This window comes from Nocardioides sp. NPDC000445 (assembly GCF_040300245.1).
Taxonomy (GTDB): domain Bacteria; phylum Actinomycetota; class Actinomycetes; order Propionibacteriales; family Nocardioidaceae; genus Nocardioides.
In genome coordinates this window covers 130,444-157,373 of sequence record NZ_JBEPDH010000009.1, presented here as the reverse complement: position 1 = coordinate 157,373, position 26,930 = coordinate 130,444, and the positions used below count along the sequence as shown (strand labels likewise).

Here is a 26,930-nt window from a genome sequence, read left to right as displayed (position 1 = left end):
GCTGTTGACCCCGCTCGACCGAGCCGCCGGCCTCCAGGTCCGCAAGGCGCTGCCCGCGTTCACAACGTCACGGGGAAGTAGGTCTAGGCTGCCGCCTCCTCGACAGCAGTCTCTTGCCGCGTAGGGAGCCTGGGCGCGTCCAGCTGACCACGGAAGCGGCAGCAGGAGTATGCGATCGTGCCCAGTCCGATCATGCCCGCGACGATCTGCGTGACGGCCACAGCAACGCCGCCGGGCAGCCACCAGATCCCGGGGACCGGCCACCAGGACGGCGCCGGTGGACTCCAGGCCCAGAGAAACCCACATCCGATGATGCCGAGGGCCAGGGTCGCCGCGAGGACGATGCGCGGCCACGTCGCGACGCTGTGGGCGGCACCCTGGAGAGCGCGTCGTCGCACCGGGGCGAGCCAGCGCTCGGCCCAGGCGTGGTCTCGAGCCAGCAGCGTCAGGCCGGCGCACGTCATCAGCAGCCCGGGACCTGGGAGGACAAGGGCCGCGACGCCGGCTGCGACGAGCAGCCATGCCACCGTCTCGCGCAGCACCCGGCCGGTGCCGGAGCCCATGGCCGGTCCCAGGTCGCCGCGTGGCCGCCTCACTGCACCAGGTCGTCGATGCACTGGTTCCAGGCCAGCAGGTCGAGCCGGCTCACACCCTCCGCCGTGCACCGGGTGATGGCCTGGGTGAGGGTCAAGACCTGATCGACCGGTTCGTCGACAGGGCTCGGGAGCGGCTCGGCGACCTTCTCGAGAGTCCCCTCGACCTCTTCCTGCACCTGCTCGGGCGGCGATTCCGGAGCCTCCTGCGGAGCCGACGGCTCCGGCTTGGCCTCAGGCTGGCCTTCCGTGCCCGTCTGGTCACCAGCATCCGCCGGAGCAGAGCTCGGGTGATCGGTGGAACCGGCGCCGTGGCGGGCCGGCCGCCTTGGGCTCGGCACCTTCTGCCCATCAACAGACCCACCGCGACCCGACTGGTACGAGCCGTCCATGGCGGCCACAGCAGGCGCGATGTCGGTGGGAACAGCGGTGTAGCCGCCCTTGACGTACGCCCCCCGAGTGCGCAGCACCATGTCGGCGTAGGACTGCGAGTGGTTGTAGCGAAGAACCGCTGCACGACGACCGGCCTCGTCGCCAAGGTCACGGGGGCCCGAGCACAGGTACACCGCTGCCGCCAACGCAGCGTCATCGATGTCCTGGGGGTCCCGCCGCCCGTCCCCGTCGGCATCCACGCCGACGGACGACCACGTGGTGGGGATGAACTGCATCGGGCCGACAGCACGATCCCAGACCTCGTCACGGTCGTACTGCCCGGCATCGGTGTCCCCGATCGCCCGGGTCTTGTTCGTCCCGTCCAAAGGGATGCCGTAGATGCCCGGACGCGAGACACCGTCGGTGCCCAGCGTGTTGCCGTTGTAGCGGCCGTGGTCCGACTCCACGTGGCCCACCGCCGCGAGCAGCTGCCAGTCGAGGTTGCACGTCGCGTCGGCGGCATTGATGACCGTCTCGGCGCGCTGATAGGCAGCGAGCGCGGCGCTCGGGATGCCCTTGGCCGAAGAAGCCGCCACGACCTGCGCAGCACGCCTCTGCGGGACACCGACCCCGACGACAGCGGGTCGCGAGTAGCTCGCCGGGTCCTCGAGCGCCGCTGTCGGCACCGAGACATCCTCGGGATGCGCGGTCCGCGGCTCGTTCCCGCTGACGAACGCGTACGGGTTGGCCACATGGGCGGTCCATGCGACCGACAGGACGACCAGTGGGACCAGCGCGGCCACATGCCTCGGCACCTTCGTGGTCGACGCGTGGCTGGAACGGCGATCTGTGGTGGACATGGCGCCTCCGTAGGGGAATCTGCAGTCAGGTTCCGACCGTACGAAGGATGTGGCATCCGTCACATCACTCTGCGGGGGGTTACTCCACCCCCCGCAGGGGCAATCCACCTCAGGCGGGAGCGGTGCCCGCAGCGCGGGCGATCGCCTGTGCCCGGTTGGCTACGCCGAGCTTGCGGAGGATCTGTTTGACGTGCGACTTGACGGTGTCCTCCGCAATGACCAGGCGCTCGGCGATCACTCGGTTGGGCGCTCCCGCGACCATGAGCTGCAGGACTTCGGACTCACGAGCAGTCAGCTCCGACAGGAGCTCCAAGTGGTTGCCCGCGCCGAGCGAGCCGGTGCGCGGGACGACACCCAAGGACTCCGGCAGGGTGCGCAGCGCGGCATCCAGGATCGTGCCGACCTGTGCGCGCTGCGCATGGAACCGCTCCATGAGTACGAGCCGCTCATGGAGGCGGCCGAAGCCGTCGGCGAACGCCCAGACGAGGTCGCGGTCCACCTCGTCCGACGCCCGCGCGGTCGGGAAGTGGTCGCAGTGGATGAAGGCCACGACGGTTCCGCGCGAGCAGACGGGAGCCACGACGTAGGACCGGGACTGGCCCGCCTCCACGATGATGTCCTCGTGGACCTGGGTGCTGGCCGTATCCACGACGAGGGCTGGTCGCCGTTCGGTGAGCAGCCGGGCCTCAGGGGTGTGACCGTGAAGCGGGATCGTTTGGCCCACCCACTCGTCGAACCACGCCGCGTCGGCCTCGGCGAAGAACGCCTTGCGCGGCTTCCACGCGTTGTTCTCCACGCTGGAGATGGTGGCCCGACCGAACCCGCAGCGCGTAGCCAGCTCCTCGCACACCACGGCCACGAGGTCTTGTGCTGTGGGAAGGCCCCTCAGCCGGGCAAGGCCCTCGGCACAGTCCGCCAGGCGCCGGTTGCACTGGACCAGGTTCTCCTCGTGCAGATCAAGTGCCAGGACCTGCAGCTCCAGGGCGAGCCCGAACAGATCGCGGGCTCGGTTCTCGTCCCCCGACTCCTCGACCTGGGCCTCCTCCACGCACAGCCGTGCGAGCACAGTGAGCCGGTCCGGTGAGTAGTCGACACCAGGATCACCGACCACGAGGACGTCGGGCTCGACTCGGAGGGCCTCCGCCACCAGCTTCCGCAGATCGTTGGCACGAGCTCGGTGATAGCCGCTCAGCCGTGGGCGCCCGCTCCGTCCGCTGGAGGCGAAGACGGCGCTCTTCGCGGGGGCGACGACACTCATGCCACCGCCTCCGTACGAAAGGGCGAAGAATACGGACCCGGCGGCCTGAGGCCCGCGGTCGCTCGCTTGCGCTCGCTCATGACGCAACTCCGTTGAGGCCGCCACCGCGGACATACTTCGCGATCGCCTCCGCGCGGTTGCTGACCCGCAGCTTGCGCAGAATGTGTTTGACGTGCGACTTCACGGTCGTCTCCGACACCGTCAGCCGATCGGCGATCTCAGGGTTCGTTGCTCCGGAGACCAGCAACGCGAACACGTCCTGCTCGCGAGCGGTGAGCCCGCTCATCGCCCCGCGGGCAGCCGGCTGGCGCGGTGGCGGCAAGGTCGCGGTCGCCTCACTCGCAAGGATGAGCGGAGCGTCGCACAGATCTCCCACCGCCTGGCCGGCCCGGGCAAGTGCGGCCGAGATCTGCCGGCGCTGCTCGTCGAGCGCCCCGAGCAGCGCAAGACAGTCCAGGATCAACCCGAAACCGTCACCGAACGCACGCATGGTCACCCGGTCCGCCTCCACAAGGGGGGTGCCGGTGGCCCCGGTATCCGCGTGAAGCAAGCCGACCACCGCTCCCCCAGAGACGACCGGCGCGATCACGTATGAGTCACAGTGGGCGACCGTGATGAGTGGCGGGAACGTCCTCGTCTCGCTGGCGGCATCCGTCACGAGGGCCGTGACACGGCGGCGAACGATCTCAGCCTCGATCGACCCGCTGGCAAGTGGGAAGGTCGCACCACGGACCAGCTTGCCGAACGCCACGTCCACGGCAGACTCGGGATGGGCCGTGAACCACGCCTGGGGCGACCACGAGGAACTCTCCACACGCGAGAAGAGCACGCGGTCGAAGTCACCGGCCCAGCAGAGCTCGGAGGGGACGGCGCGCAGGACGTCGTCCAGCTCGGTCCCCGCCTGTAGGCGTTCCAGAGCAAGGCTCACCCGCCTGGCGGCCAAGAGCGGCGCCGGCCGAATGCGCTCACCGACGACGGCAGACGCGGCCTCGGTGGCCGCGAAGAGACTGGACTGTCGCTGGAGCACAGAACCGTCCAGCCCCAGCAGGCCAGGGCCCGACAGCGCCTCCAAGCCCGGAGTCGAGGCAGAAAGCGCGGCAGCAGCGGTCAGCGATCTGAGCCGCTCGGCGATCTCGCGCCGTTGCTCTTCCAGCTCGTCCCCCAAATGGTCGGAACTCGCGCCAGGGCAGCGCACAGAAGTCATCTTTGAATCTCCATCCCAACGTCGATGGAACTTGCGCACTATTTACTTCGCAGCCCATAGTGATGTCCGCCACATTGTTTCGTCAAGCCCTCGAATGCTTGAACTGGGGGAAACTCTCGATTCCAGCCACGTATTCGGCGCCCCGCAAGGATCACGCCGTGGTTACGGAACGTGATGCGTGGTTTACTTAGTGGATTGACACGCCGGACACACGCACGCGGACGGCTCGAGGAGGACTGGTGACGGGCACGAGAGAGACACCGCCAGCGGAGCAGGTCGACCCGGCCGAGGATCCGCCGCGGCTCGACTTCGACCCGCACACGCTCGGCCTCGCCCGAAGGACCGTCACGGCAGCGGTCGTCGCGACCGCAGTCGTGCTCGGGCTGCTCGCATGGTCCCCATGGAGCAGCAGCGGCATGACCGAGGCCGACAGCGACGCCGTTCGCGCCCGCGATCTCGCGATCGAGGCTGCCGCCGAGGCAGCCATCGCCCTCAACACGGTTGATCCCCAGAAGAGCAAGCAGACCGTAGGCGACTGGCTCGAGGTGTCGAGCGGTGCGCTTCATCGTGACTTGGCGCGGCATCCCGCGCAGATCGCGGCAGACATTCGTCGCAAGGGCACAGCGACGGCCACGAAGGTCCTCGAGACAGCCGTCTCGGCTCTCGACCCGAGCGCAGGCCGGGCGACCGTGTTGAGCGTCATCGAGGTCCGCACCACGCCGCGCCATGGAAAGCCCACCGTCGCCGTCCGACGCCTCCGCATGCTGATGCAGCACATCGACTCGGCGTGGCGTATCACCTATCTCGAGACAGTGAGCAGCACATGAGGATCACCGTCCCTCGGCCACGACGCGCCCACGCCGTCCTGATGCTGACGATGGTCGTCGTCATCGGCGTCGCCATCGCTTTGGCCACCGAGTCCGGCAGCTCCACCCCGGCATCAGGTCACAACGTCGCCTTCGTCTCCAGTACGGCCACCGATGAGGTCCTCGAGATCGGGAGAACGACGGCAGCCGAGGTCTTCACCATCCGACCTGGAAAGGTCGCCGCCACCCGGCGACGAGCACAAGAGGCCCTCGTGGGCGACGCGGTCGGTCAGTACGACCGGCTGTACGGATCACATCTACGTGCCGCGGGGGCCCAGCGCCTCACCCTCACCACCACCGTCCGCGACGTCGGAGTCGTGTGGCTGAGAGACGAACGGGCCAAGCTCCTGGTCTTCGCGGACCAAGCAGCCTCAACCCCCTCCGGCCAGTCGGCCGTCGGCCCGGCCCAGTTCGCCCTTGACCTGCGGAACACCGACGGGACCTGGAAGATCTCTTCGATCCGTCTGCTCTGAGACACCCGTCGACCTCTCGAGACACTGCATCGCTCAGGCGCCAAGACGACAGCAAGTAAACGCCTATCGTCTAGGCTGGTGGCTTCAGCACCTTGGATGTGCCGTAAACTGGCGGATAAGTAAACCATGCGCAACCATCAGGTCAGCGACCCTGATGCTGTGGGAAAGTGCGGCTCGGGAGCACTCAGGGAGAGGGCGATGACGGAGCAGTTGCGACGTGCACCACTGAAGAGCACCCCTCGGCCGCGGGACCGCAAGCAACGGATCGTCGAGGTGGCAGGCCATCTCTTCTACCGACATGGGTTTCACAATGTGAGCACCAGCCAGATCGCGGCGGAGGTCGGCATCACCGCAGGTGCCCTCTACCGACACTTCAAGGGCAAGCAGGACCTGCTGAGCCACGCGCTGACCGACGGGTTCGACCAGGCGACGAGATTCGTCCTCGAGGGCTCGCCCGAGGACCTGGGTGAGGTCATCACGGGCATTGCGACCACAGCTGGAGAGCGGCGCTACATGGGTGTCCTGTGGAACCGCGAGGCGCGCTTCCTCGATGACGAGGCCCGTACTGCCATGCGGGCCAGGTTCTTCACCTTCATCGACGAGTTCTCACGACAGCTCAGGTCTGCCCGGCCCGACCTGTCCGCCGGTCAGGCTGACCTGCTCACCTGGGCGGCCCTGGCCGTGCTGACCAGTCCGTCCTATCACAGCACGGAGCTGGAGCCGGACGACATCATCGACATGCTCGAGCGCATGGCGCTCGCCGTATGCACCACGAGCCTCACCGGGAGTGACGATGGCGCGGAGCCGCAGCCCGTCCCGACAGTCGTCGGGCTGCGCCCGCATGGCCGGCGAGAGGCCATCCTGGCGGCGGCGACCCCGCTCATCCACCAGTTCGGCTACCAGGCCGTCTCCATGGAGGACGTCGGAGAGAGCGTGGGCATCAGCGGTGCGGCGGTCTACAAGTACTTCGCCAAGAAGTCAGACCTGCTCTCCGCGGTGATCGCACGTGCGTCCGAACCGCTCCAGCTCGGCGCTTCACGGGCGCTCGGACGGGCCCGCGACAGCGCGGAGGGCGTCACGAACCTGCTCGACGCCTACATCGAGTTCGCTCTCGTCCACCACGACCTCGTCGGCATCCTGGTCGCAGAGGTCACCAACCTGCCCGAGGAACACCGCCGTCAGGTGCGCCGCTCGCAGCACGACTACGTGGCGGAGTGGATCCGACTGGTCCGCGAGACCCGGCCCCAAATCGAGGAGCGACGCGCCCGCTTCCTTGTGCACGCGGTCCTCACGGTGGTCAACGACGTCACTCGTACGGATCACCTGCGCAGGCGCCGCTCGGTCGAGCAGGACCTGCAAATCATGTGCCGGCGGATCCTCGACGTCACGCTGTGACTCACCCTCAGCGCTCCCGAAAGGCCTCGAACGCCGACCGTGCCTTGTCGGAGCCGAGCACCAACGTCTGACTCAAGGCCTCGAGCTCCAGCGCGGACGGGAACGACCCGCTGGCGCTCTGGTGAAGGAGCTTCTTCGTCAGGGAAACCGCCAACCGCGACTCGGCGGAGATCCGGTGCGCCAGCCCTTGGGCGTGACTTCGCGCCTGGTCGGGTGTGTCGACGACGACGTTGACGAACCCCAGGTCGTACGCCGCGACCGCGTCGATCTCGTCCGCCAGCAGTATCAGCTCCTTGGCGCGCTGCATCCCGACGATGCGAGGAAGTATGAACGCCCCACCGAAGTCCGGCACCAGCCCTCGCCGCAGGAACACCTGGCAGAACCGGGCGCTCCTGGAACAGACGACGAGGTCACACGCGATAGCGAGGTTGAAGGCACCACCGTAGGCAACTCCAGACACCGCAGCGATGATCGGCAGCGGGCTCTCCCACACGGCCCTGGCCGCGCGCTGGTACGCCCGCATGAACCGCAGGATCGCGTCGTCGTCCGACGGCCCGTGGGCGCTCAGCACCCCTTCCGCGTCGCCTCCCGCGGAGAAGTGCTCCCCCGCCCCGGTCAGGACGATGGCATGGATGTTCTCGTCGCGCTCCGCCATCTGGATCTGGTCGTGCAGTGCGTTAGCCGTCGACTCTGCCAGTGAGTTGAGGGACATCGGCCCGTTCATCACGAGGGTCCGCACGCAGCCGTCGTCCACCACGTCGACGGTCGTCGCCATCAGCGTGCCGCCAGAGGGACGACCGCGAGGACCGCGAACACCCCAGCCATCACCAGCATCGACCTCGCACCCCGGCGGATCCGGCGCTCATCGCGCGCACGGCGCTCCTCTGAGAGTCCTGGGGGGACCAGGCGGGCCGGGTTGTTGGATCCCCACAGCCCGAGCGCGAGGGAGATCAGGGCGATGGCTCCACTCACGAGCGTCGTGCTCATGGCTGCTCCGTGGCCACTGCCGGTGGCTCGTTCGGGTCCTCGGGGCGGTAGGAGTCGGCGTACTCGACGTCGGCTTTCTTGATGCGGCCCTCGAGCCAGTCGCGCCAGGCCTCGAGGGCGCGCTCGGACCGCACGACATCGAGGGCTTGGTCCTCGACCTGGTCGAACGTCGGCTCCTTGCCGGGCACGATGCGGACGACCTGGCCGACATTCCACCCGAACTGCGTACGTACCGGACCGAAGACCGCTCCGCTCCGGGCTCCGAAGGCCGCCTTCGCGTAGTCTCCGGCCAGCGACCTCGCGGGGACCACGCCCAGTGCTCCACCCTGGTCCCTGGTGGCGTCGTCCAGGCTGTTGGCACGGGCCAAGGCCGCGAAGTCCTCGCCCTTCCGAGCCCGCTGCACCACCGCCTGCGCGTCCTTGTCGGTCCGGACCACGATGTTGCGCAACTCCCTGCCTTCGGGGGTCATGAACCGGTCCGGGTGTGCCTCGTAGTAGTCGCGGGCGTCGGCGGCCGTCACGTCCGCGGCCGCATCCTTGGTGATCTTCTCGAACAGCAGCGCGACGGCCTGCTGGCGCTTCACCTCGTCGAGCACCGCCGCCTCGGTCACCCCGAAGTCCGCGAGCAGCTCGGTGAACGCCTCACGCGGATCCGCGCCCAGTTGCGACGCCACCATCTGGTCGAGGGTGTCGCGGGCACGCTTGTCAGAGACCGCGACGCCCTTGTCACGCGCCGCGTCGTCGAGCACCATGCTGACCGCGACTGCCTTGGCGGTGTCGCGCCGGAAGGCAGCTCGGCCGTCCTTCTTACCGGGTTCCTTGATGCCGTAGAGCGCTCCGAGCACCTCCACACGCTCATCGAGGTCATCCTTGGTGACGACGGTGCCGTCGTACTCGAAGGCCGCGTCGTCCGGGAGGTCGCGGAGCTCGCGCACGCCGAGAACGGCTCCCGCGACCAGCACGGCCAGGACGAGTACGACTCCGACGGTCTTGGTGCCGAGTGGCCGCTGGGTGAGGAATACGGGCAGTTTCATACGAGCACCTCTTCAGGGGATTTCGTGGGTTCGTTGGCGGGCAGGCTCTGTTCCGGCCCCGGGGCTGAGGGGAGCATTCGGACGACGTGGGCCGCGACGAAGGACAGGGCAACGGTCGCTGCGAGGAACAGACCGAAGTCACGGATGACCGCAAGTCCCGAGAACGCCAGCGCGAGGTATCCGCAGGCGGCCGCGACCGCTGCCACCATGACGGACCGCCCGAGCAGGACGGTGCGCGACGCCTTCGCGGCGCCGAGGAGAATGGTAAACTCGCACGCCGTGGCCGTGGCCAAGGACCCGAGCGCCACGGTGAGCGGAGTCAGTGGGACGCCCAGCAGCCATGCACCAGCAAAGCCCCAGCCCGTGGCGAGACCGGCGGCCACGACCGCGCGGAGAGCGTCGGAACGCCGCCGCAGCCCCACCAGGAGGACGAGCCCGGCGGCGGCGATCCCCGCCAGCGCGTCGAGGTAACGGTTCCCGGACACCAGCTCGTAGCTGCGAGACGTCACCACGGGCAGTCCCGCGAGGTCTGCCTCGACTCCCGAAGGAGGGTCGGGGATGGCCGAGCGGAGGTCGGCGAGCAGCGTACGTTGGGCCTCGACGTCCTCCAGCTCGATCCCGAAGCTGAGCACCGCCTGCCGGCCGTCGCTGCGCATCACCGAACCACGCAGGTACGGCGGCAGCTGCTCGAGCCCCGCCCGGATCTGCGCGGGGGTCGGATCGTCACCCAGGAAGCTCAGCAGGCTCGGGAGGCTCACGATCGGGTGCAGCCTGTCACTGAACCGGCGTACGACCACCTCCTGCACCTCCCGCATCCATGCCAGCGACTCCGGGGACGTCACGTCACTGCCCCGGACCAGCACCTGCACCTCGCCGGCCGACCCCACGAGCTCCTCGGCATGGCGTACGTCCTCGAGTGCGGGAAGGCCCGCAGCCAACTGGTCGGGCTGCGACTCCACGTCGAGACCGGGCAGCGCGATCCAGCCTCCGAGGGCACACGCGATGGCTGCACCGACGATCCCGACCCTGGTCGCAAAGCCGTTGCGACCGGAGGGTTTCCTCACGGGTTCGCCAGCATCGCCCCCCGGCGACGGGGCGTCGTCCGGAGACAGAGGTTTGGCCCTGCGGGCCAGGATCAGGCCGACACCTGTGGCTGCCACGACCCCCGAGGCCAGCGCGAGGCCGAGGTCGCGTACGAAGGGCACAGAGGAGACGGCCAGGGCGCCGAACCCCGCGGCGGCCGCCAGAGCAGTGACCACCACCTGACGGCGGTTGGCCCCTCGGACCAAGTATGCGGGGAAGTCGCTGCCTGTGCCCAGCACGATCGGCAGGAACGCCACGACACCGAGGGACAGTGGGTGGTCGAGCCAGCCGAAGGCAGCCAGGACGCCGGCAACCGCCACTGTGGTAGCTACCAGGGGCAGAAGTCGCGCACGTCGAGGCGACAGCCACGGCAGGAGCAGGTAGCAGGCGAGGATCAGGACCAGGCCGATGCCTCCGAGCAGCGGTATCTCCCGCGTCAGCACGTCGCCGAGTCCTGCCGCGACAACCGGCATGCCGGTCACGGTCACCCGACTCGTCTCGAGCCCGGCCTTGTCGACCGACTCTTCGACCTCTTCGACGAGGCGCTCGGTCGCGGCCTGGTCCAGGCTTTCGCGGGGGCGGACGATGATCGCGACGGCGTCCGCGCTGGGCACGACGAACCGCCACTGCTGCCGTGAACGACCGTCCTCGTCGAACACGACTGCCTGGACGAACCGTGGGTTGCGAAGGGTCGGCAGCCCCGCCGGAAGGGCCTTGACCAGAAGGCTGCCGTAGCGAACGTCGTACGCCTTGATGGCCTGCTCCCCGGCCTGCTTGACCTTCGCGGGCGACAGCCCAGCCTTCTCGGCGCGCTGCTCGGCACCCGCGCGCAGCGCGTTCCGCCGGCCGGCGATCGCGGCCATCATGTTCTGCGCTTGGCCCGCCACCTGGTTGAGCACCGTGCCGGGGCCGTAGACGACGGCCACGTCGGGAAGTTGCGCCAATCGGCCCTCGAGGCCGACGAGGCGCTCGATCTGGTCGCCCTGCAGCAACGACCGCGGTTCGTCGGTCTCGGCCAGGATGACGACGGGGTCGCCACCGAACGAGCGGGCAGCCTCCAGGGAAGCCTCCAGACCCGGGTCTTCCACAGGCAGCAGCGACTGCGTGGTCGTGTCGGTGCGGACCTGGGCGAGGCCCGCCACCACCACCGCTACCACGACGGCCATCAGGATGCCCCCACCCAGGAGCCGCACCTTCCCCATGGTTACCGAACCTGCCTCTCGACGCGCGGGTAATCACCCTTGAAGGGCCCGGGCCTCGCGCCGGAACCCGGCGCCGGGTAGGCGTTGGTGTAGTTGCCCAGCAGGTTGTTGGTCGAGAGCGGCAGCTGCGGCGAGTGGGTGTTCACCAGCGGGGTCAGCCGCAGGTAGTAGGAACCGTTCTCGTCGCGATAGTTGAGCACCGCGTTGAAGTTGGCGAAGTACGCGGCCAACTCCGGTCCGTAGGGCTTGATGTAGGAGAGCATCGGGTTGACGTCCGCCAGCGTCGCCTGTGCGGTCGGGATGGTCGCCCGGACGTCGTTGGAGAACGTGGGCACCCGGTCGAGCGTCGCGGGCGCCTGGTCGAGGACGCCCGAAAGGGGTTCCAGCATCCCGCGCAGGTCCTTGGTGGTGGCGGGGAGCTCGCCCAGTGCTGTGGTGAGGCCTGGTCCTGCGGCACGCAGGTCCTTCGCGACCGGACCGAGCGCGACCGACAGGCTCACGAGCGAGTCGCTCGCGGTCTGCGTGGCAGCCAGCGTCTCCGGCGCCTCGCGGAGGGTGGCCTCGATCGCCCCGCGCTGACCCGCAGTCGCACCCGTGACCTGGTTGGCGTTGTCGACGAGGTCGGCGATCTGGCCCTCGCCGGTGTCGAGTGCCTGCAACACCTGCGAGGTCTGCCGCGCGAGCTTGTCGAGGTCCTCGGACTGGGCAGCGATCGCGTCCAGAGCGGTGTGGCCCTCACGGCCGAGATCGCCCAGTCCGGTCATCAGCGTGTCGAGGTCACCCTCCGCGCCGGACGTTCCAGCGCCCAGCGAGCGGAGCAGCTCCCTCATGTCGCCGCGCGATTCCTCGTCCAGGCTGGCGAGGACGTCACGCAGCTGCACGCTGGGCCTCACCATGCCGGCGGGGAGCTCGGCGCCGGACGGGATCTCGGTGCCCTTGCCGGGGGTCAGGGCGAGGTAGGACTCGCCCACGAGCGAGCGTTCGGCGACCCGGAGCTCGGCTCCCTCGTGCAAGGGGGCGTACTCGTCGTCGAGCGCGAAGACGACCTCGGCCCCCTTGTCGCTCACCTCCACCGAACGCACCTGGCCGACCTTCACACCGGCGACCTGCACCTGTGAGGCCTGGACGAGGTTGTCGACGTCGGGGATCACGACCGTGGCGGTGTACTCCTCACTGTCGATGACCGGTCGCTTGGCGCCCGTACCGCTGTACAGGATGAACATGATGATCGCGCAGACACCGAAGAACACCGCGAGCGTCACCATGCGGCCCGTGCGCTGAAGCAGGAGGGTCTTCATCATCCTTCTCCTCTTCCCTGGTCAGGTGAATTGGGCAGTACGCCGGCACCCGGCAGCGGCACGATCAGGTGGCCACGGATGAGGCCGCCGTTGGCATCGCCTGCGCCGAAGACCGAGGAGGTGTTGTAGACGAATGCCTTCAGCGCGGTCAGGTAGCTCATCACTGTGCGGGTGTCGTGACGCAGCGGCGAGGTGATCTTCTCGATGTCGTCCAGCGACGTGGTCACGTCTGCCACCAGCGGCCGAAGATCGGCCACGACCGGACGTGCCTTCTCGAGCACCGGCTTGGCGGCGTCGAGCGTCTTGCCGAGGTTCCCCACCGTCGATCGGAAGCGCTTCAGCGAGCCCGGAAGCGTGTCCGAAGCGCTGCGCAGGTTGTCGAGCGTCGGGTCGAGCTCCTCCGTCAGAGCCTGGGTGCTGTTCAACGCCGCGCGGAGGTCGCCTGTGAGGCCAGGCAACTCCTTGAGGCTTGCCCGCAGGGCTTGATCGCTGTCAGCGAGCACCGCGAGCGTCGCCTGCGTCGCGTCGGCGAGGCGTCCGATCCGCTCATCGTTGCGGCCGACCGCCGCGGAGATGTCCGAGAGCGCGCTGACCAACGCCGCGATCTTCTCGCGGCGGGTCCGCAGCGCCTCGGCGACCGGCTGCACGGCCTGAAGGGTGTCGTTGGTGGCGCCGAGGCCCTGCGGCAGGTTCTGGGGCGCCCGGGCCAGCGCCACATCGGATTCCACCAGCAGATCGGTCAGCGCCAGCTGTGACCGCTCGTCGAGGTGCTCGAGGATCTCGTCGGCCTGCACCGGACGCGCGGTCTGGCTGACCGGGATGGCCTCGCCGTCCTGGAGCCTGCCGGCCGAGGGCGAACCCGGGTTGATCTCGACCTGCATCTCGTTGAGCGGGTTGTTGGGCCGCAGCACAGCACGGGCGTCACGGTAGACGTCGTACTCGCCCTCCAGCTTCATCGTGACCACGGCAGATCCGTCGTCGCTGGCCTTCGCTGTGGTCACCTTGCCGACCCGCACGCCCGCCATGGTGACGGAGGTCTGAGCGCTCGGGTTCAGCCCAGGGACCTCGGCGAACTCGGCCTTGACGAGCGTGCTGTCGCTCCACGGCGTGGTGCCGCCCAGATACGACTTGATGATCGCGGCTGCCACCACGCCCAGCACCATCAGGACAGCCAGGGCCGTCACGTCTCGGCCGAGGCCGGGAACGGTCTTGATCCGCTCCCAGTACGCGGCCAGCCTGCCTTGCTCGTTCATCGCTCACTCCTGGGAACCAGTGGAAGGGTCAGTTCGGACGGGCCTTCGGGCGCTGACCCCAAGGCACCGTCGCTGTGTGACGGCGAGGAACCGAGCGGAGGCGCCAGCTCTCCCTGGTTGGCGCCCTCCTGCGGGCCGGCGGGGAGCTGGTACCCCAGCAGCTCGAGATACTGCTCGATCGAGTGGCCGATGATGCCGCCAGGAGTGCTCAGTCCGACGCCGGCCATCAGGCGACCGTGAGCACCGTTCTTGTCGTGGTACTTGAACACGTCGGCGGTGTCGGAGAGGAGGTAGCCGACCTCCTTGTAGAGCGGGTGGTCGTTGCCACCCCCCTCGTAGACGCCGGTCCCGTGCCATGGAGACAGGACGGCCTTCTTCAGCGGCCCGTCGAGACGCTCGACCACCGGTCCCTCGATGTCTTCGAGGACGGAGGTGGCGCGACTGACTCCGGGCCGCAGGTCCTCGACGAGGGGGCGAGCGTCGTGGGCCACGACGCGCGCGTCCGCGATCACCGGCCGAGCCGTGACCAGCACGCCGTCCAGCTCGCGGAGGGTCGGCTCGAGCTCGCGCGCGGCGGGCCTGAAGTCCTCTGCCGTGGTCCGCAACCGGTCGAGCGTCCCGTCGAGATCGGCAAGGCCGGTCTCGGTCACGCGTAGCGTCTCAGGCGCCTGGTCCAGGGTGCCGGAGATCGCCTTGCGGTGGTCTGCGAGCGCAGTTGTCGTCACCGAGAGGTCGTCGATGATCGTGACGAGCTGACCTCGCTCGCGGGTCAACTCCGTCGCGGTGGCGTTGAGCCCAGTGACCAGACGCGTCAGATCCGTTGAGGGCTGGTTGCCTCGCAGCGCTCCGAGAACCTGGGAGGTGGGTTCCAAGGCGGCAGGAGCGCTGTCGAGCAGCTCCCCGACCTCGCGTTGGCCGCCGCGGTCGAGGGTCTTCTCCAGGCTGCCGACCGTGCCTCGCACCGACTCAGTGGCCTCCGGAGTCACGGCCGAGAGGACCTTGTCGAGCTCGACGGGGACGGTGGTCCGCTTCGCCGGGATGGTGGCGCCTTCCGCGGCAGCTCCGTCCTTGCCACCCTGGACCAGCTCGACGTAGTACTTGCCGCCGAGCACCAGCGTGGGCCGGATGTTGGCCTTCGGCTGCGTGCCCAGCTTGTCGAGGGTGCCGTCGTCGAGCTTCATGACGACCTTCGCGGCATTACCGTCGGCCTGCTCGACGCCGGTCACCTTGCCGACCTCGACGCCGGCGAGCTTGACCACACTCTCATGCGGAACCAGCTTGTAGTCCTGCCGGAACTCCGCGCTGAGCGGCTCCCCCGAGGCGAGCGTCGTCTGCACCTTCGCCCGGTTGAAGGCGAACAGCGAGAAGGCCAGGAGCACCGCCATGACGATCACGCCGACAGTCTTCGGCGATGACAGGACCAACTTCGGACGAGACGTTGTCATCAGTTCACTCCCAAGGGCAGGCCGGGAGGCGTGAGGCCTTCGGCACGGTCGTTCTGCGCCTCGCCCGGGCGCGGGTACATGTTCTGCGGCAGGCTGGCGTCGCCGGATGCGATCAGTCCGCCGGTGACGGTGTTGACCCCTGGCGTCAGTCCGAGCCGTGCGTAGCGGACACCGGGCTGCGGTCCTTGTGAGACGAAGCTCCGGCCACGGAGGAACAGCGTGGCCATCTCGGGGGCGTACGGGGCAAGCACACCCAGCGGCACCTTGAGGTCGGCCAAAGCCTGGCGCACCATCGGGGCCAGCGGGCGCGCATCCGCGACCGTCTGGGTGAGGTCCTCGACCGCCGGGATCGCCGTCTTCGCGACCGGTGGGACCTGTTTCGCCACGGGCACCGACTCACGCAGGAAGCCGCGGAGGTCGCGTTCCGAGCGGCCTAGTGCGTCGGCTCCGGGACGCAGGGACCTCATCGCGTGCCCCGTGTCCGCCAGCGGGGTCTGGAGGCTGCTCATCGCACGCTCGGTGTGCTCGAGCGTCTGCGGCAGCTGGTCCACCGTGCGGCGGAGCGGCTCTCCCGAGTCGACGCTCACGGCGGCGAGTGTCTCCTGGCTGCGGTCCATCAGCTGGCGCATCTCCGACTCCCGGCCACGAAGCCGACCGGAGACGGTTTCCACGTTGTCCAGGAGCCCGACCAGATCTGTCTCGGGGGCAGCGAGGGCGGCAGATACGGCGCCGAGGTCGCCCAGGAGATCGGGGGCAGCCGCGAGGAGATGCTGGATGTCCTTGGCATGCCCGGCGACTCCGCCGCCGAGCGCACGCAGGGTCGAGGTCGCCGCGCTCCGCGTCTTCGGATCGAGCACATCGAGCAGCTGATAGACGTCTGCGGAGTCATCCGTCTGGCTGGCCGGGATCGGCTCGTCACCGATCTCTCCCGCCTCGGGCGTGCCCGGATCGAGCGCGACGAACTTGGTGGCCAGCGCGGACAGGTCCCACAGCTCGACGTGGGCGTCGCGGTATACGTCGACGTCGCCGTCGAGTTCCATGGTCACCAGGGCGGCGCCGTCCTGGTAGTCGATCGAGCTCACCCGGCCGATCCGCTTGCTGAACTGACGCACAGCGTCATTGGCACGAAGCGAGTGCACGTTGGAGACCAGTGCCTGGACCTCGGTGGTCTTGGCGAATGGCATCCCAGTCTGAGCCTTGAACGTCACGAACAGGATGCCGGCCAGCACGACCAGGACAATCAGTCCGGCCTTGAAGGCGAGGGCACGTGTCCGGAACTCCGGAGTCACCTTGATGCTCACTGCAGACCTCCCAGGAACTGCTCCACGAGGCTGCTCTCCTGTTTCGAGGAGAGGCCGGTGGCACTGTCGTCATCGGTTGCGGCACCGCCGAGCAGCCCGCCGATCGCATCGTCCTCGGCCGCGCCCTCGCGCGGTTTCTGCTCGATCTCCGGCGCCGTCGGCACCGGCAGGCCGTGCGCGGTGTCATCGGGGACGACCGGCGCGATCCCCGCAGCCGTGTCACCGATCGAGTTGGGCGAGAGCGGCACCATCGCCTTGAAGTAGTGACTGATCGCGTCGTAGTCGCTCGTTGCCAGCGACCAGCCCTCGGCAAACTCCATGAGGTCGGTCAGGCTCTTACCGCTCAGCGCGGTGCCCATGAGCTGGGCTCCCGATCGTGAGGTCGGGACGAGGTCCTTGCCGGCGGGGCGCAGTGCGGACACGACGGGTGCTGCCTCGGCAAGCAGCTGGTCGGCGCGCTCCAGCACGGGCGGAAGCGATCCGAGTGCCGGGTCTGCTGCGTCGGCGAACTTCTGCAGCTCGCCGCTGACGTCATCGAGGTCGTCGGTGATCGGCCGCAGGGACTTCAGGGTGCGACGTGTCGGCTCGGCTGTGCCGGCGAGCTCGGCGAGGGCCGCTCGGGCGCTGCGCAAGGTCTGCGGCAACCGGGCCAGCGCAGCCTGGAGGGCGGCCCGTTCCGAGGCGACGATCTCGAGGGACTGGGTGGCCGAGTCGACGAGCTGGTCCAGCTGACGGCCTTCGTCGGCAGCCACGGAGGACGCGACCGGCTGGGTGTTGTCCACCAGTCGGGTCAGCAGGTCATTCTGGTCCTCGAGGATCTCCGCCAGGTCGCTCGTCTGCTTCATCGCGGGGGCGAGGGCCGCAAGCGCCTCGTCTGCCTGCTTCCCACGACCCTGCAGACCTTCGCCCGTTTCGGTGAGCAGCGCCGAGAGGGCCACCGATGTCGGCGTGTCCACGGCGTTGAGCACATCCTGGAGATCGACCACCCGGTCCGTGTTCTTCGTGGGGATCGTCATCGCCGACATCAACGGTGCGTCCGGGCTGCCTCGGTGGAGCCGGATGAACCGCTCTCCAAGCAGGTCCTGGGTGGTGATGGTCGCCTTGGCGTCCTCGTGGAGCGGCAGGACGCTGCGGTCGATGCGCATCTTGACCTGAGCCTTCCCGTCGCGGAGCTCGACATCGGTGATCTTTCCGACGTCCACGCCGGAGGCCTTGACGACGTTGCCCGGCACAAGCGGACTGGCATCGTCGAACACGGCGACCAGCTCGGCCTGGTCATCATTTCCGCCTCGGCCCATCAGTACGAACCCGAGAACGGCGACCAGGCCCAGCGCCGTGATCACGGCGATCAAGGTCTTCTTCGTCATTTGATCTCACTCCCATTCGCGTCGGTCCAGGGCTGGCCCTCGGGCTGCCCCGGCGGCGGGGCGGGGTTCTGGCGGGCCGTCGGCAAGGGCACGGGGCTCTCGTTGACCAAGTTGGTGCCTGGGCCGAGCAGGCCTGCCCATGTGTGCCCCGCCCCGTCGTACGGGGCGAATGCCTGGCCCCAGTTGCCGACGCCACCGACGCCTTCTGGGGTGTAGGGACGCAGGAACGCGATCGCAGGTCCGACGTCGTCCACGAAGTTGTTGAGGGTGGGCACGACCTGGTGACTCGTATCGAGCAACCCTGGGGTCTGCGCGAGAAGCTCGTCTGCATCCGAGAGCAACGGGCGCAGCTCGGCCACCGTCGGCCGCAGGTCGACCAGCGTCGGTGCCAGGTTTGCGCTGACGCTCGGAAGCAGCTGCGTGGAGGGACGCAGGTCCTCGAGCAGGTCCACGGTCGGCTCGGTCGCGCCGGGCACCTTGCGGAGGGTGCCCTGCGCAGTCTGGAGGACTCGTGGAAGGCGCCCCAGGGTCTCGTTGAGCTCCTTCTCCTCGCGCGCGGTCGCCTCGGAGATCTCGTTGAGCTGCTGCACCGTGTTCGCGATGCCGTCCTTGCGTGAGGCGGCCGCGCCGGTGAGCTCGCTGAGCTGTGTGACGAGGGCCCGGATGGCGGGGCCGTCCTGGCCGACTGCCTGGAGCACCTCCCCGAGCGCGCCGACGGCTGCCGAGGCGCCCCGGATCGTGTCACGCGTCTCGTCCTCTCGACCGCCCGCGGTGTCGTTAAGCTGACCGATGAGCGTCGTGAGGCGCTTCCTGGTCGGTTCGTCGAGCGCCTGCAGCACCTGGTCGACCTCGACCTGTCGCGAGGTGCCCTCGACGAGAGCTCCTTCCGGGAGCGCGGCATTCTTCGTCGGTCCGGGATAGATCGTCAGGACTCGCTCGCCCACCGCCGAGACCCACTCGACCCGAGTGGTGCTCCCGTCATGGAGCGGCGCGAAGTCCTCGTCGACGGACACCGTGACGATCGCCTTCCCGTTCTTGACGTCCAGGGCGGTGATCTTCCCGGCGTCATGCCCGTTGATCCACACCGAGCTCCGCTCGGACAGCTGAGCCGCCGAGGGCATCACCAGGTCGACCTCGTAGTCGTCCCCACCCATCGTGGCCAGGCCGCCAACCAAGACTGCCCCTACACCTGCCAGGGCCAGCCATCGCATTCGTCGCATCGTCGTTCAGTCCATTCCGAGGGGGCCGACGGAGTCTCCGGACAGGAACTGCCGCACGAAGGGCATGTCCGAGTTGAAGGCCTCCTCCGTCTCGCCGTAGTGAATGAGCTTTCCTTGCCAGACCACGCCCACGTAGTCACTGACCTTGCGGGCGGTCCGGATGTCGTGGGTCACGAGCACGTAGGTTCCACCGTGCTCGGCGTGCATCTTGAGGATCAGGTCGTTGAGCAGGCTGGTGCGCACCGGGTCGAGGCCGGAGTCGGGCTCGTCGAACATCACGACACTCGGGTTGAGGACCAGGGCGCGTGCGAAGCCGGCACGCTTCTTCATTCCGCCAGACACCTCGCCGGGGAACTTCGTGACTGCCCGGGCGAGTCCCACCTCGTCCAGGTGACCCATCACGATCTTGCGGATCTCCGACTCGCGCTTGGTGGTGTGCTTGCGCAGCGGGAACGCGACGTTGTCGTAGATGTTCATGGAGCCGAAGAGCGCGCCGTCCTGGAACAGGATTCCCATCCGCTTGCGGATCTCCTGCCGCTCCTTCGCGTTGATGCTCCACATGTCCTGCCCCAGCACCTCCACCACCCCGGAGTCAGGCTCGAGCAGGCCGACGATGTGCTTGAGCAGCACGCTCTTGCCCGTGCCCGAGGGACCCAGAACCGTGGTGATCGCGTCGTCGACGAAGTTCAGGTTGAGCCCGGTGAGGACGTCGAAGGAGCCGAACGACTTCTTGACCTCCTTGATCCGGACGCTGTGGTCCAGGTTGGGGTCGTGGTCGACGATGACGCCCTGAGAGTAGATCTCCTCGTACGAGCGGTCCTCGTCGAGGCTGGCGGTGTGAGAGGACATGCGGGTTTCCTTTCGGTGGAGTCCGAACCAGACGTGCCGTCAGAAGCTGATCGGTGCTCGTGTCAAGGCGCCGAAGAAGAGCTGTTGGAAGACCGCGCCGAGCACGCTGACGATGACGAGGTTGATCACCATCGACTTTGCGGTGGCCTTGCCGACCCCCACGGGGCCGCCGCTCGCGTTGAAGCCGTAGTAGCAACCGACCAGGACGATGAGGAGGCCCATGATCGTGCCCTGAAGCAGTGAGAGCAGGAGGTCCTGCTGGGTCGTGAACGACCAGAACACCGACAGATAGCCGCCACCAGAAACGCTGTGGAACAGGTAGACGTTCATGTAGTAGCCCAGGATGTACATCAGGCCGGTGCCGGTGACGAACATGAACGGCGTGACGATGATCATCGCGAGCACCCGAGTGTTGACGAGATACGCCCGGGAGTCGAGTCCCATGACGTCGAGGGCGTCGATCTCTTCGCTGATCCGCATGGAGCCGAGCTCCGCGACCAGGCCGCACGCGACCTTGGCCGAGAGGATCCACCCCCACATCTCCGGAGCGACGGTGTAGTCGCCGGTCGAACTGAACACGGCGGTGTAGCCGCCAGCGCCGAGCTGGGCGAGCAGGTAGTGCGCCTCCAAGGCGATCTCCGCGGCGAGCATGCACATCATGAACCAGATGATGAACGTGCTCTTGAGGATGATGATCCCGGCCTGGCGCAGCACCTCCGTGCCGTAGTGCCGGACGTCCGGCATCGACTTGACGATCTGGATGCCGAACAGCGCGATGCCACCGAGATCGGCGATCAGCGAGCTTCCGTCGCTGTAGCCACCCATGCCACCCGAGCTGTTGACGCTGAGCTCTGGGCCCTCGTCCTCATCGGTGGTGGGGTTCGTGACGTGCGTCGTGGTCATGTTCTTCCCCTACCTGCTGATCAGCATCTCGGGGTTGAGCCCGAGCATGGTGGCGTTGACGATGAAGTTGACGACCCAGACGGCGGCGAACGAGAGGACGACCGCCTCGTTGACCGCTCGGCCGACGCCCTCGGCCCCACCCTTGGCGTTGAGCCCCTTCTGCGCGGAGACCACGCCGATGAAGAGGCCGATCAGCGTGCACTTGACCGTGGTGCCGACGAGCTCGGGCACCGTCATGGAGCCCAGCAGGTTGCCCAGGAAGGCGCCGGGAGACGTGGTGCCGAGCCAGGTCGCGGAGATCATCGCCATGCTCATGCCGAGGAGGCTGCCGACGATGTTGAAGGCGACCATCATCACGGTGATCGCGATGACGCGCGGCAGCACCAGGGTGCGGATGGCGTCGATGCCGAGGACGGTGAAGGCGTCGAGCTCTTCGCGGATCTTCCGGGCGCCGAGGTCGGCCGTCATCGCAGTGCCCATGACGCCCGCGACGGCCATGCCGGTCGCGAAGGGCGAGATCTCACGGAGGCTGGCGAAGACGAAGTAGGTCCCGAGCCGGTTGCCGGCGCCGAGGAGGCCGACCAGGTCGTAGGCGTAGTTGGCGATCAGGAACGAGAATCCGCCCACGGCCAGCGTGACCGGGAGCCAGCAGAACTGCAGCATGTAGAACATCTCGTCGCGGGTCGCGGTCCAGTAGCCCCGGGGCTCCTTGACCGCGGTCTTCACGAGATAGCCGAGCAGCCTGCCCGCCTCGCCCATGTCGACGAGGATGCGTTGCACGCCCGCCGGGGCTCGGTGCATCATCCGGCCCGATGGCGTCAGCGGCCGCTGTGGTTGCTCAGCCGCCGGGGGCGGCTGGGTGTCGAGGGCCATCAGAAGGCCCCCTGCATCGGAAAGTGGTCCAGGTGCCGGAACTCACGCTGGAAGTAGAGGAGGGCCGGCCGGTCATCCACATCGATGTCGAGCACCTTGGCGACGAGGATGGTGTGGTCACCTCCGTCGTACCGCTGGTGTGCCTCGCACTCGATGAGCACGGCTGCATCGACCAGTACGGGAACACCGCGGTGGTCGGGCACGAACTCGCCGCCGGCGAACTTGTCCACCCCCTTGGTCGCGAACCGGGTCACGAGGTCGACGTGGGCAGCACCCGCGACCTGGATCGACCACTGGTCGTTGTCGATGAAGGCGTCGTGGCACTGCGCGGTCTTGGCGAGGCAGACCAGCACCAAGGGCGGGTCGAGCGAGACGGAGCAGAACGAGCTCGCCGCGAATCCGCGCGGCTCGCCGTCCGGGCCGGCCGTCGTCATCATGGTGACGCCGCTGGGAAAGGCCGACATGGCCGCACGGAACTTCTGATCGACGTTCGTCGGGGGGGTCACGGTGCTGGTCATGATGCTCTCCGTTCCGGCGCGCAGTTGGCGCCGAGGTCATGGTCGAGTCGGGATCCTGAGCGGTTGGTCACGGCGTGGAACTCGCCGTGCAGGGTCGACATGCGAACCCGCACGACGTCGGCGACCGAGAGAAGCACCAGGCCGTGGTCGCCCGCGAAGCGCACCAGGTCCGGCATCCGCGCCATGGTGCCGTCGTCGTTGGTGATCTCGGCGAGGACTCCGGCCGGCTGCAGGTCTGCGAGCCGGCACAGGTCGACCGCGGCCTCCGTGTGCCCTGCCCGCTGGAGGACTCCCCCGGGACGCGCCCGAAGCGGGAACACATGTCCCGGCCTGGTGAACAGATCGCCCCCGAACCGGGAGTCGGCAAGGGCGCGCGCGGTGGCCGCCCGGTCCAGGGCGGAGATGCCCGTCGAGGCCGGGTTCGCAAGGTCCACGGATACCGTGAACGCGGTCCCGCGTGGGTCGCTCGCGGCCTCGACCATGGCCGGCAGGCCGAGCTGATCGAGCCGGCTGCCGGCCATGCCGACGCACACCAGGCCACTGGTGTGACGGATCACGAAGGCCATCGACTCCGCCGTCATGTGCTCGGCGGCGAAGATCAGGTCGCCCTCGTTCTCGCGGTCCTCGTCATCGAAGACGACGACCCCCCGACCGAGAAGCAGCTCACGGCAAGCCGCCTCGACGAGGTCTTTGCTGCTCGCTGACACGTGCTGGCGCATGACTGCTCCTCGGTCAGAGTTGCGCGGTCAGGCGGGGGTGCCGAGGACGAGGCCGTACGCCTTGTTCTCGACGCCGCCCGAGCGGTCGACGGAGATGTACTTCTGCTCCGTGTACTGGTCCAGGGCGTTGGGGCCACCCTCGCGACCGAGGCCGCTCTGCTTGTAGCCGCCGAAGGGGTACGCCGGGTGGAGGACATGCCAGTCGTTGACGTAGACCATGCCGGCCTCCAGCTGGCGGGCAACGTCGAGGACGCGCGCCTCGTCGGTGCCCCAGACACCCGCGGACAGGCCGTACTCGGTGTCGTTGGCGATCGCCACGGCCTCCTCGACGGTCTCGTAGCTGAGAACACTGAGGACCGGTCCGAAGACCTCCTCGCAGGCGACCGTCATCTCGGGAGTGACGTCGGTGAGGATGGTCGGCTCGACGAAGTAGCCGTTGGCGAACTCGTCGCCAGCCGGGGCGGACCCGCCGATGGCGACCTTGGCGCCCTGCGTCTGGGCCTTGGCGATGTGTGCGAGCACCCGGTCACGCTGCTCGGCGGTGATCAGCGGACCGATGTCGGTGGCGAGCTCGAGCGGGTCGCCGATCTTCATCGTGGCCACCCGGGCGACCAGCCGCTCGACGATCTCGTCCTTGCGCTCGCTCGGGACGAGCAGTCGGGTGCCGGCCTCGCAGGCTTCACCGTTGTTCGCCATGCAGGCGTAGATGGCGCCGTCGATGGCAACATCGAGGTCGGCGTCGTCGAGCAGGATGTTCGGGCCCTTGCCACCGAGCTCGAGGGTGACCCGCTTCATGTTGTCGGCGGAGGCGCCGAGGATGCTCTTGCCGACCTCGGTGGAGCCGGTGAAGCCGACCTTGCGGACGTCGGGGTGCTGGCTGAGGCGGGCGCCGGCGTCGTGGCCGTCGCCGACCACCACGGTGAGGACGCCCTTCGGCAGGCCTGCGGCCTCGAACTCCTTCATGAGCTCGAGCGCGAGCAACGGCGCGTGCTCGTCCGGTTTGAGGACCACGGTGTTGCCGGCGGCCAGCGCTGGGGTGACCTTCCAGACGATCGTCAGCAGCGGGATGTTCCAGGGCACGATCGCGCCGACGACGCCGAGCGGCTCGCGGCGGAGGATGCCCTCAGCCGGGACCGGGCCGATCTCCGGGCCGGCCTTCTCGAACTCGTACTCGAGGGTCTGGGCGGCGACGGACTGCATGTTGGCGATCGAGAGGCCGACATGCAGCGCGCCGGTGACGCGGATGGTCGCGCCGTTCTCTCTGCTCTGCAGGGCGGCCAGCTCCTCGATGCGACCGGCCAGGCTTGCGGCGACCGTGTTGATGATCGCGGCACGCTCGGCCGGCGGCGTGTTGCGCCAGACACCGCTCTTGTCGGCGGCCTTCGCCGCGGCGACCGCCGCGTCGATCTCGGCAGCGCCACCCTTCGCCACGGTGGCCACGAGCTCGCCCGTCGCGGGGCTGCGCACCTCGAGGGTCTCGTCGGTCTCGACGATGTCGCCGTTGATCTGGAGGGGGTAGTGCGGAACGCTCATCGGATACTCCTGTTGGTGGTGGTTGTCTCAGCCGACCTGGCGGTCGCGGCCCTGCCAGAAGGGAGCCCGCAGGGTCTTCTTGTCGACCTTGCCGGCGGGGTTGACGGGCAGCTCGTCGAGGAAGTCGACGGTCTTGGGCGCCGAGACCGGCCCCAGGGCCGCCTTCACCCGAGCCTTCAGCCGCGCCACCAGCTCGTCGCCGGCGGTGCTGCGGTCCTTGACGACGACGAAGGCGTGCACCGCCTCGCCCCACTTTTCGTGCGGGATGCCGACGACGGCGACCTGTGCGACGTCGGCGTCCTCGAGGAGCACGTCCTCGACCTGGCGCGGGAAGACGTTGAACCCGCCGCTGACGACCATGTCCTTCTTGCGGTCGACCAGGTAGAGGAAGCCGTCGTCGTCGAGCCGGCCGATGTCGCCTGTGTGCACCCAGCCGCCACGGAGCGCCTCGGCGTTGCGCGACGCGTCGACGTACCCGAGCATCTGGCCGAGCTGCTTGGAGCAGATCTCGCCGATCTCGCCGACCGGGAGGACGTTGTCCTCCTCGTCCTGGATGGTGACCTGGGTGAACGGCAGCGGACGGCCGCCGGATGCCAGTCGCCTGACGTCCTCGTCGGTGTCGACCCGGTGGTCGGTCTTGCGCAGGCAGGACACGTATCCGGGCTCGGTGCCGGCGTAGGTCTGGATGAAGATCGGGCCGAAGACCTCGAGCGCGTCCTTGAGGCGGTCGGGGGCGATGGGCGAACCCGCGTAGATCATCGTCTGCAGCGAGGAGAGGTCGTAGGAGTCACGCTTCGGGTGGTCCACCAGCATGTAGATGATCGTCGGAACGACCGCGGTCGCCGTGACCTTCTCGCGCTCGACGGCGGAGAGGAGCGTCTCGACCTCGAGCCCCGGCAGCATCACGTTGGTGCCTCCCCGCAGGAACGTCGGGTGGACGAAGATCTGGGTGAAGTGGGTCAGCGGGGCGCCGTGCGCGAAGACCTCCCCCTGCTGGATGTCACCGATCTCGAGGCCGGCGGTGATGCTGTAGTGACACCAGGTGAAGTGGGACTGGACGACGCCCTTGGGCTCGCCGGTGCTGCCGGAGGTGAAGAGCACGTACGCCTCGTCGTGCTCGTCCAGCGCGACGTCAGGCCGCTCGGTCGGCTGGCCGGAGACCAGGGCCTCGAACGCGTGGTCAGCGGAGGATTCGACGTCGCCGCCGACGCGGATGAAGCGACCAAGCTTCGGCAGCTCGGCCCGCATCTCCTCGACCACGGCGTCGAACGAGGAGTGGTAGATCAGCGTGGTGGCCTCGGTCTGGTCGAGGTTGGCGCGGTGGACGGCGGCTGCCGCCCGACCGGGCATCTGCACGAGGACCGCGCCGGCCTTCCAGATGCCGTGCTGGCTCGGGATGAACTCCAACGTGTTGGGGAGCAGCAGCCCGACGCGCTCACCCTTCCGCACGCCGAGGGAGACCAGTGCGTTGGCGATCTGGTTGGACCAGTCGCGCAGCTCGCCGTAGGTGATCCGCCGGTCTCCGTCGACGACGGCGACGGAGTTCGTGTAGTACCCGCATGCCCTGTCCAGGACGTCTGGCATCGTGCCCCACATGGCCCCTGCTCTCTGCTGCATTGTCGCTACTGGTGTTGGTCGCGCGGTGGTGACCAGGTGCTCTTTGCCGGCCACCACCGCGGTCCTCCGAACCTAGATCTGGCGGTGTGACGTGGGCGACACCTCAGGGGAGGAACAGGCCCCTCCCATGGGGTGACCCACTTCACAGAGCGGAAAAATGACTCGTGGCCGGAGACCTGTCGGTCTCCGGCCACGTGGGGGTCGCGCGTAGGTCAGCCCAGCGAAGCCGGGTCGAACCCTTCCTCCCAGTAGTGCGGCGTGATCAGCGCGACGCCGAGCTCCTGGAAGACGGGCACCTCAGCGACGAAACTGGACTCCATCTCGATCTTCCCGTTCGCGTCGAAGTCGAGGAACGCCGATCCCTTGGTCCGGAGCGTCTTGCCGTTGGTCGGCAGGCCGCAGTAGCTGTCGGCGCCCTTGAGTTCCCAGTCGAAGTGGATGAGCATGTGGCCGTTGCCCGGGAGTACGTCCGTGACCGTGAACTTGTGGACCCCGGCACCACTCGTCTCGTCGCTGTTCACGTATCGCGCCATGCCCTCCGCGAACTCAGCGTCGGTCGTGATGGTGTCGAGCTCGTGGTCCTCGACCTTACGGCTGTCGATGGCGAAGTGCCTCGAGGCGGCGTACAGCTCGCGGTGCGCGTCCAGGTCGGTGGTGCGGGTCTCCGCCCAGCGCTTCGCGTATTCGATGTCGGTCATGTCTGTTCT

Annotated in this window: 25 protein-coding genes; 3 read left to right on the top strand and 22 right to left on the bottom strand. The window is 68.3% G+C overall.

From position 1 onward, the window contains the following. Nucleotides 1–83 precede the first annotated feature (83 nt). From ABT304_RS14345 to ABT304_RS14330, 4 genes are all read right to left on the bottom strand, one after another. Nucleotides 84–596, bottom strand: a complete 513-nt coding sequence (locus tag ABT304_RS14345; RefSeq protein ID WP_350716046.1) for a PGPGW domain-containing protein — start codon at nucleotides 594–596, stop codon at nucleotides 84–86. After that, nucleotides 593–1,825 (bottom strand): lytic murein transglycosylase, encoded by a 1,233-nt coding sequence (locus ABT304_RS14340; protein WP_179658600.1) that lies wholly within the window; start codon nucleotides 1,823–1,825, stop codon nucleotides 593–595. Before ABT304_RS14340 ends, ABT304_RS14345 begins: the two co-directional genes overlap by 4 nt. 109 nt (nucleotides 1,826–1,934) lie before the next feature. Continuing rightward, nucleotides 1,935–3,083 carry a helix-turn-helix transcriptional regulator gene (locus ABT304_RS14335; protein WP_350716044.1) on the bottom strand — a complete coding sequence of 383 codons (1,149 nt, stop codon included), beginning with the start codon at nucleotides 3,081–3,083 and terminating at the stop codon, nucleotides 1,935–1,937. Nucleotides 3,084–3,159: 76 nt separating this feature from the next. Continuing rightward, complete coding sequence (locus ABT304_RS14330) at nucleotides 3,160–4,326, bottom strand: LuxR C-terminal-related transcriptional regulator (RefSeq protein WP_350716043.1); 1,167 nt, start codon at nucleotides 4,324–4,326, stop codon at nucleotides 3,160–3,162. A gap of 200 nt (nucleotides 4,327–4,526) precedes the next feature. Here ABT304_RS14330 and ABT304_RS14325 point away from each other — a divergent pair, with 200 nt between their 5' ends. The 3 genes from ABT304_RS14325 to ABT304_RS14315 all read left to right on the top strand — a co-directional run bounded on the left by ABT304_RS14325 (nucleotide 4,527) and on the right by ABT304_RS14315 (nucleotide 7,021). Further along, nucleotides 4,527–5,114, top strand: a complete 588-nt coding sequence (locus tag ABT304_RS14325) for a hypothetical protein (RefSeq protein ID WP_179658602.1) — start codon at nucleotides 4,527–4,529, stop codon at nucleotides 5,112–5,114. Next, nucleotides 5,111–5,626, top strand: coding sequence for a hypothetical protein (locus ABT304_RS14320; RefSeq protein WP_179658603.1), 516 nt, complete (start codon nucleotides 5,111–5,113; stop codon nucleotides 5,624–5,626). The genes ABT304_RS14325 and ABT304_RS14320 overlap by 4 nt, the downstream gene beginning before the upstream one ends. A gap of 198 nt (nucleotides 5,627–5,824) precedes the next feature. Then, a complete protein-coding gene (locus ABT304_RS14315; RefSeq protein WP_350716041.1) occupies nucleotides 5,825–7,021 on the top strand; it encodes a TetR/AcrR family transcriptional regulator in 1,197 nt (398 codons plus the stop codon). 7 nt (nucleotides 7,022–7,028) lie between these two features. Here ABT304_RS14315 and ABT304_RS14310 read toward each other — a convergent pair whose 3' ends face one another. From ABT304_RS14310 to ABT304_RS14225, 18 genes are all read right to left on the bottom strand, one after another. Then, nucleotides 7,029–7,796, bottom strand: coding sequence for an enoyl-CoA hydratase/isomerase family protein (locus tag ABT304_RS14310; protein ID WP_179658605.1), 768 nt, complete (start codon nucleotides 7,794–7,796; stop codon nucleotides 7,029–7,031). Then, the gene (locus ABT304_RS14305) at nucleotides 7,796–8,008 is read right to left on the bottom strand and encodes a hypothetical protein (protein WP_008357891.1); all 213 of its coding nucleotides are present in this window, start codon (nucleotides 8,006–8,008) and stop codon (nucleotides 7,796–7,798) included. The genes ABT304_RS14310 and ABT304_RS14305 overlap by 1 nt, the downstream gene beginning before the upstream one ends. Next, nucleotides 8,005–9,042: a peptidylprolyl isomerase gene (locus ABT304_RS14300; RefSeq protein WP_179658606.1), complete on the bottom strand. Its 1,038-nt coding sequence runs from the start codon at nucleotides 9,040–9,042 to the stop codon at nucleotides 8,005–8,007. The genes ABT304_RS14305 and ABT304_RS14300 overlap by 4 nt, the downstream gene beginning before the upstream one ends. Continuing rightward, nucleotides 9,039–11,327, bottom strand: coding sequence for an MMPL family transporter (locus ABT304_RS14295; RefSeq protein WP_179658607.1), 2,289 nt, complete (start codon nucleotides 11,325–11,327; stop codon nucleotides 9,039–9,041). Before ABT304_RS14295 ends, ABT304_RS14300 begins: the two co-directional genes overlap by 4 nt. A 2-nt stretch (nucleotides 11,328–11,329) precedes the next feature. Beyond that, a complete protein-coding gene (locus tag ABT304_RS14290; RefSeq protein ID WP_246321483.1) occupies nucleotides 11,330–12,625 on the bottom strand; it encodes an MlaD family protein in 1,296 nt (431 codons plus the stop codon). Then, nucleotides 12,625–13,878 (bottom strand): MlaD family protein, encoded by a 1,254-nt coding sequence (locus ABT304_RS14285; protein ID WP_179658609.1) that lies wholly within the window; start codon nucleotides 13,876–13,878, stop codon nucleotides 12,625–12,627. The genes ABT304_RS14290 and ABT304_RS14285 overlap by 1 nt, the downstream gene beginning before the upstream one ends. After that, nucleotides 13,875–15,263, bottom strand: a complete 1,389-nt coding sequence (locus ABT304_RS14280) for an MlaD family protein (RefSeq protein ID WP_350716128.1) — start codon at nucleotides 15,261–15,263, stop codon at nucleotides 13,875–13,877. Before ABT304_RS14280 ends, ABT304_RS14285 begins: the two co-directional genes overlap by 4 nt. A 59-nt stretch (nucleotides 15,264–15,322) precedes the next feature. Further along, a complete protein-coding gene (locus ABT304_RS14275; RefSeq protein ID WP_179658611.1) occupies nucleotides 15,323–16,624 on the bottom strand; it encodes an MlaD family protein in 1,302 nt (433 codons plus the stop codon). After that, entirely contained in the window at nucleotides 16,621–17,991 is a 1,371-nt protein-coding gene (locus tag ABT304_RS14270) for an MlaD family protein (protein ID WP_179658612.1), read from the bottom strand. Before ABT304_RS14270 ends, ABT304_RS14275 begins: the two co-directional genes overlap by 4 nt. Beyond that, nucleotides 17,988–19,166, bottom strand: a complete 1,179-nt coding sequence (locus ABT304_RS14265; RefSeq protein WP_246321484.1) for an MlaD family protein — start codon at nucleotides 19,164–19,166, stop codon at nucleotides 17,988–17,990. The genes ABT304_RS14270 and ABT304_RS14265 overlap by 4 nt, the downstream gene beginning before the upstream one ends. Nucleotides 19,167–19,217: 51 nt before the next feature. Next, nucleotides 19,218–20,060, bottom strand: coding sequence for an ABC transporter ATP-binding protein (locus tag ABT304_RS14260; RefSeq protein ID WP_179658614.1), 843 nt, complete (start codon nucleotides 20,058–20,060; stop codon nucleotides 19,218–19,220). Between the two features lie 39 nt (nucleotides 20,061–20,099). Beyond that, nucleotides 20,100–20,963 (bottom strand): ABC transporter permease, encoded by an 864-nt coding sequence (locus ABT304_RS14255; RefSeq protein WP_179658615.1) that lies wholly within the window; start codon nucleotides 20,961–20,963, stop codon nucleotides 20,100–20,102. A 9-nt stretch (nucleotides 20,964–20,972) separates the two neighbouring features. Next, nucleotides 20,973–21,836 (bottom strand): MlaE family ABC transporter permease, encoded by an 864-nt coding sequence (locus tag ABT304_RS14250; RefSeq protein ID WP_246321485.1) that lies wholly within the window; start codon nucleotides 21,834–21,836, stop codon nucleotides 20,973–20,975. Then, on the bottom strand, nucleotides 21,836–22,354 hold the full coding sequence (locus ABT304_RS14245) for a flavin reductase family protein (RefSeq protein WP_008357912.1): 519 nt from the start codon (nucleotides 22,352–22,354) through the stop codon (nucleotides 21,836–21,838). The genes ABT304_RS14250 and ABT304_RS14245 overlap by 1 nt, the downstream gene beginning before the upstream one ends. After that, nucleotides 22,351–23,073: a 3,4-dihydroxy-2-butanone-4-phosphate synthase gene (ribB, locus tag ABT304_RS14240; protein ID WP_179658617.1), complete on the bottom strand. Its 723-nt coding sequence runs from the start codon at nucleotides 23,071–23,073 to the stop codon at nucleotides 22,351–22,353. Before ribB ends, ABT304_RS14245 begins: the two co-directional genes overlap by 4 nt. A gap of 27 nt (nucleotides 23,074–23,100) precedes the next feature. Beyond that, nucleotides 23,101–24,606: an aldehyde dehydrogenase family protein gene (locus ABT304_RS14235; RefSeq protein WP_350716036.1), complete on the bottom strand. Its 1,506-nt coding sequence runs from the start codon at nucleotides 24,604–24,606 to the stop codon at nucleotides 23,101–23,103. 27 nt (nucleotides 24,607–24,633) lie between these two features. Then, on the bottom strand, nucleotides 24,634–26,190 hold the full coding sequence (locus tag ABT304_RS14230; protein WP_246321486.1) for an AMP-binding protein: 1,557 nt from the start codon (nucleotides 26,188–26,190) through the stop codon (nucleotides 24,634–24,636). A gap of 245 nt (nucleotides 26,191–26,435) precedes the next feature. Continuing rightward, complete coding sequence (locus ABT304_RS14225) at nucleotides 26,436–26,921, bottom strand: nuclear transport factor 2 family protein (RefSeq protein WP_179658619.1); 486 nt, start codon at nucleotides 26,919–26,921, stop codon at nucleotides 26,436–26,438. Nucleotides 26,922–26,930 lie beyond the last annotated feature (9 nt).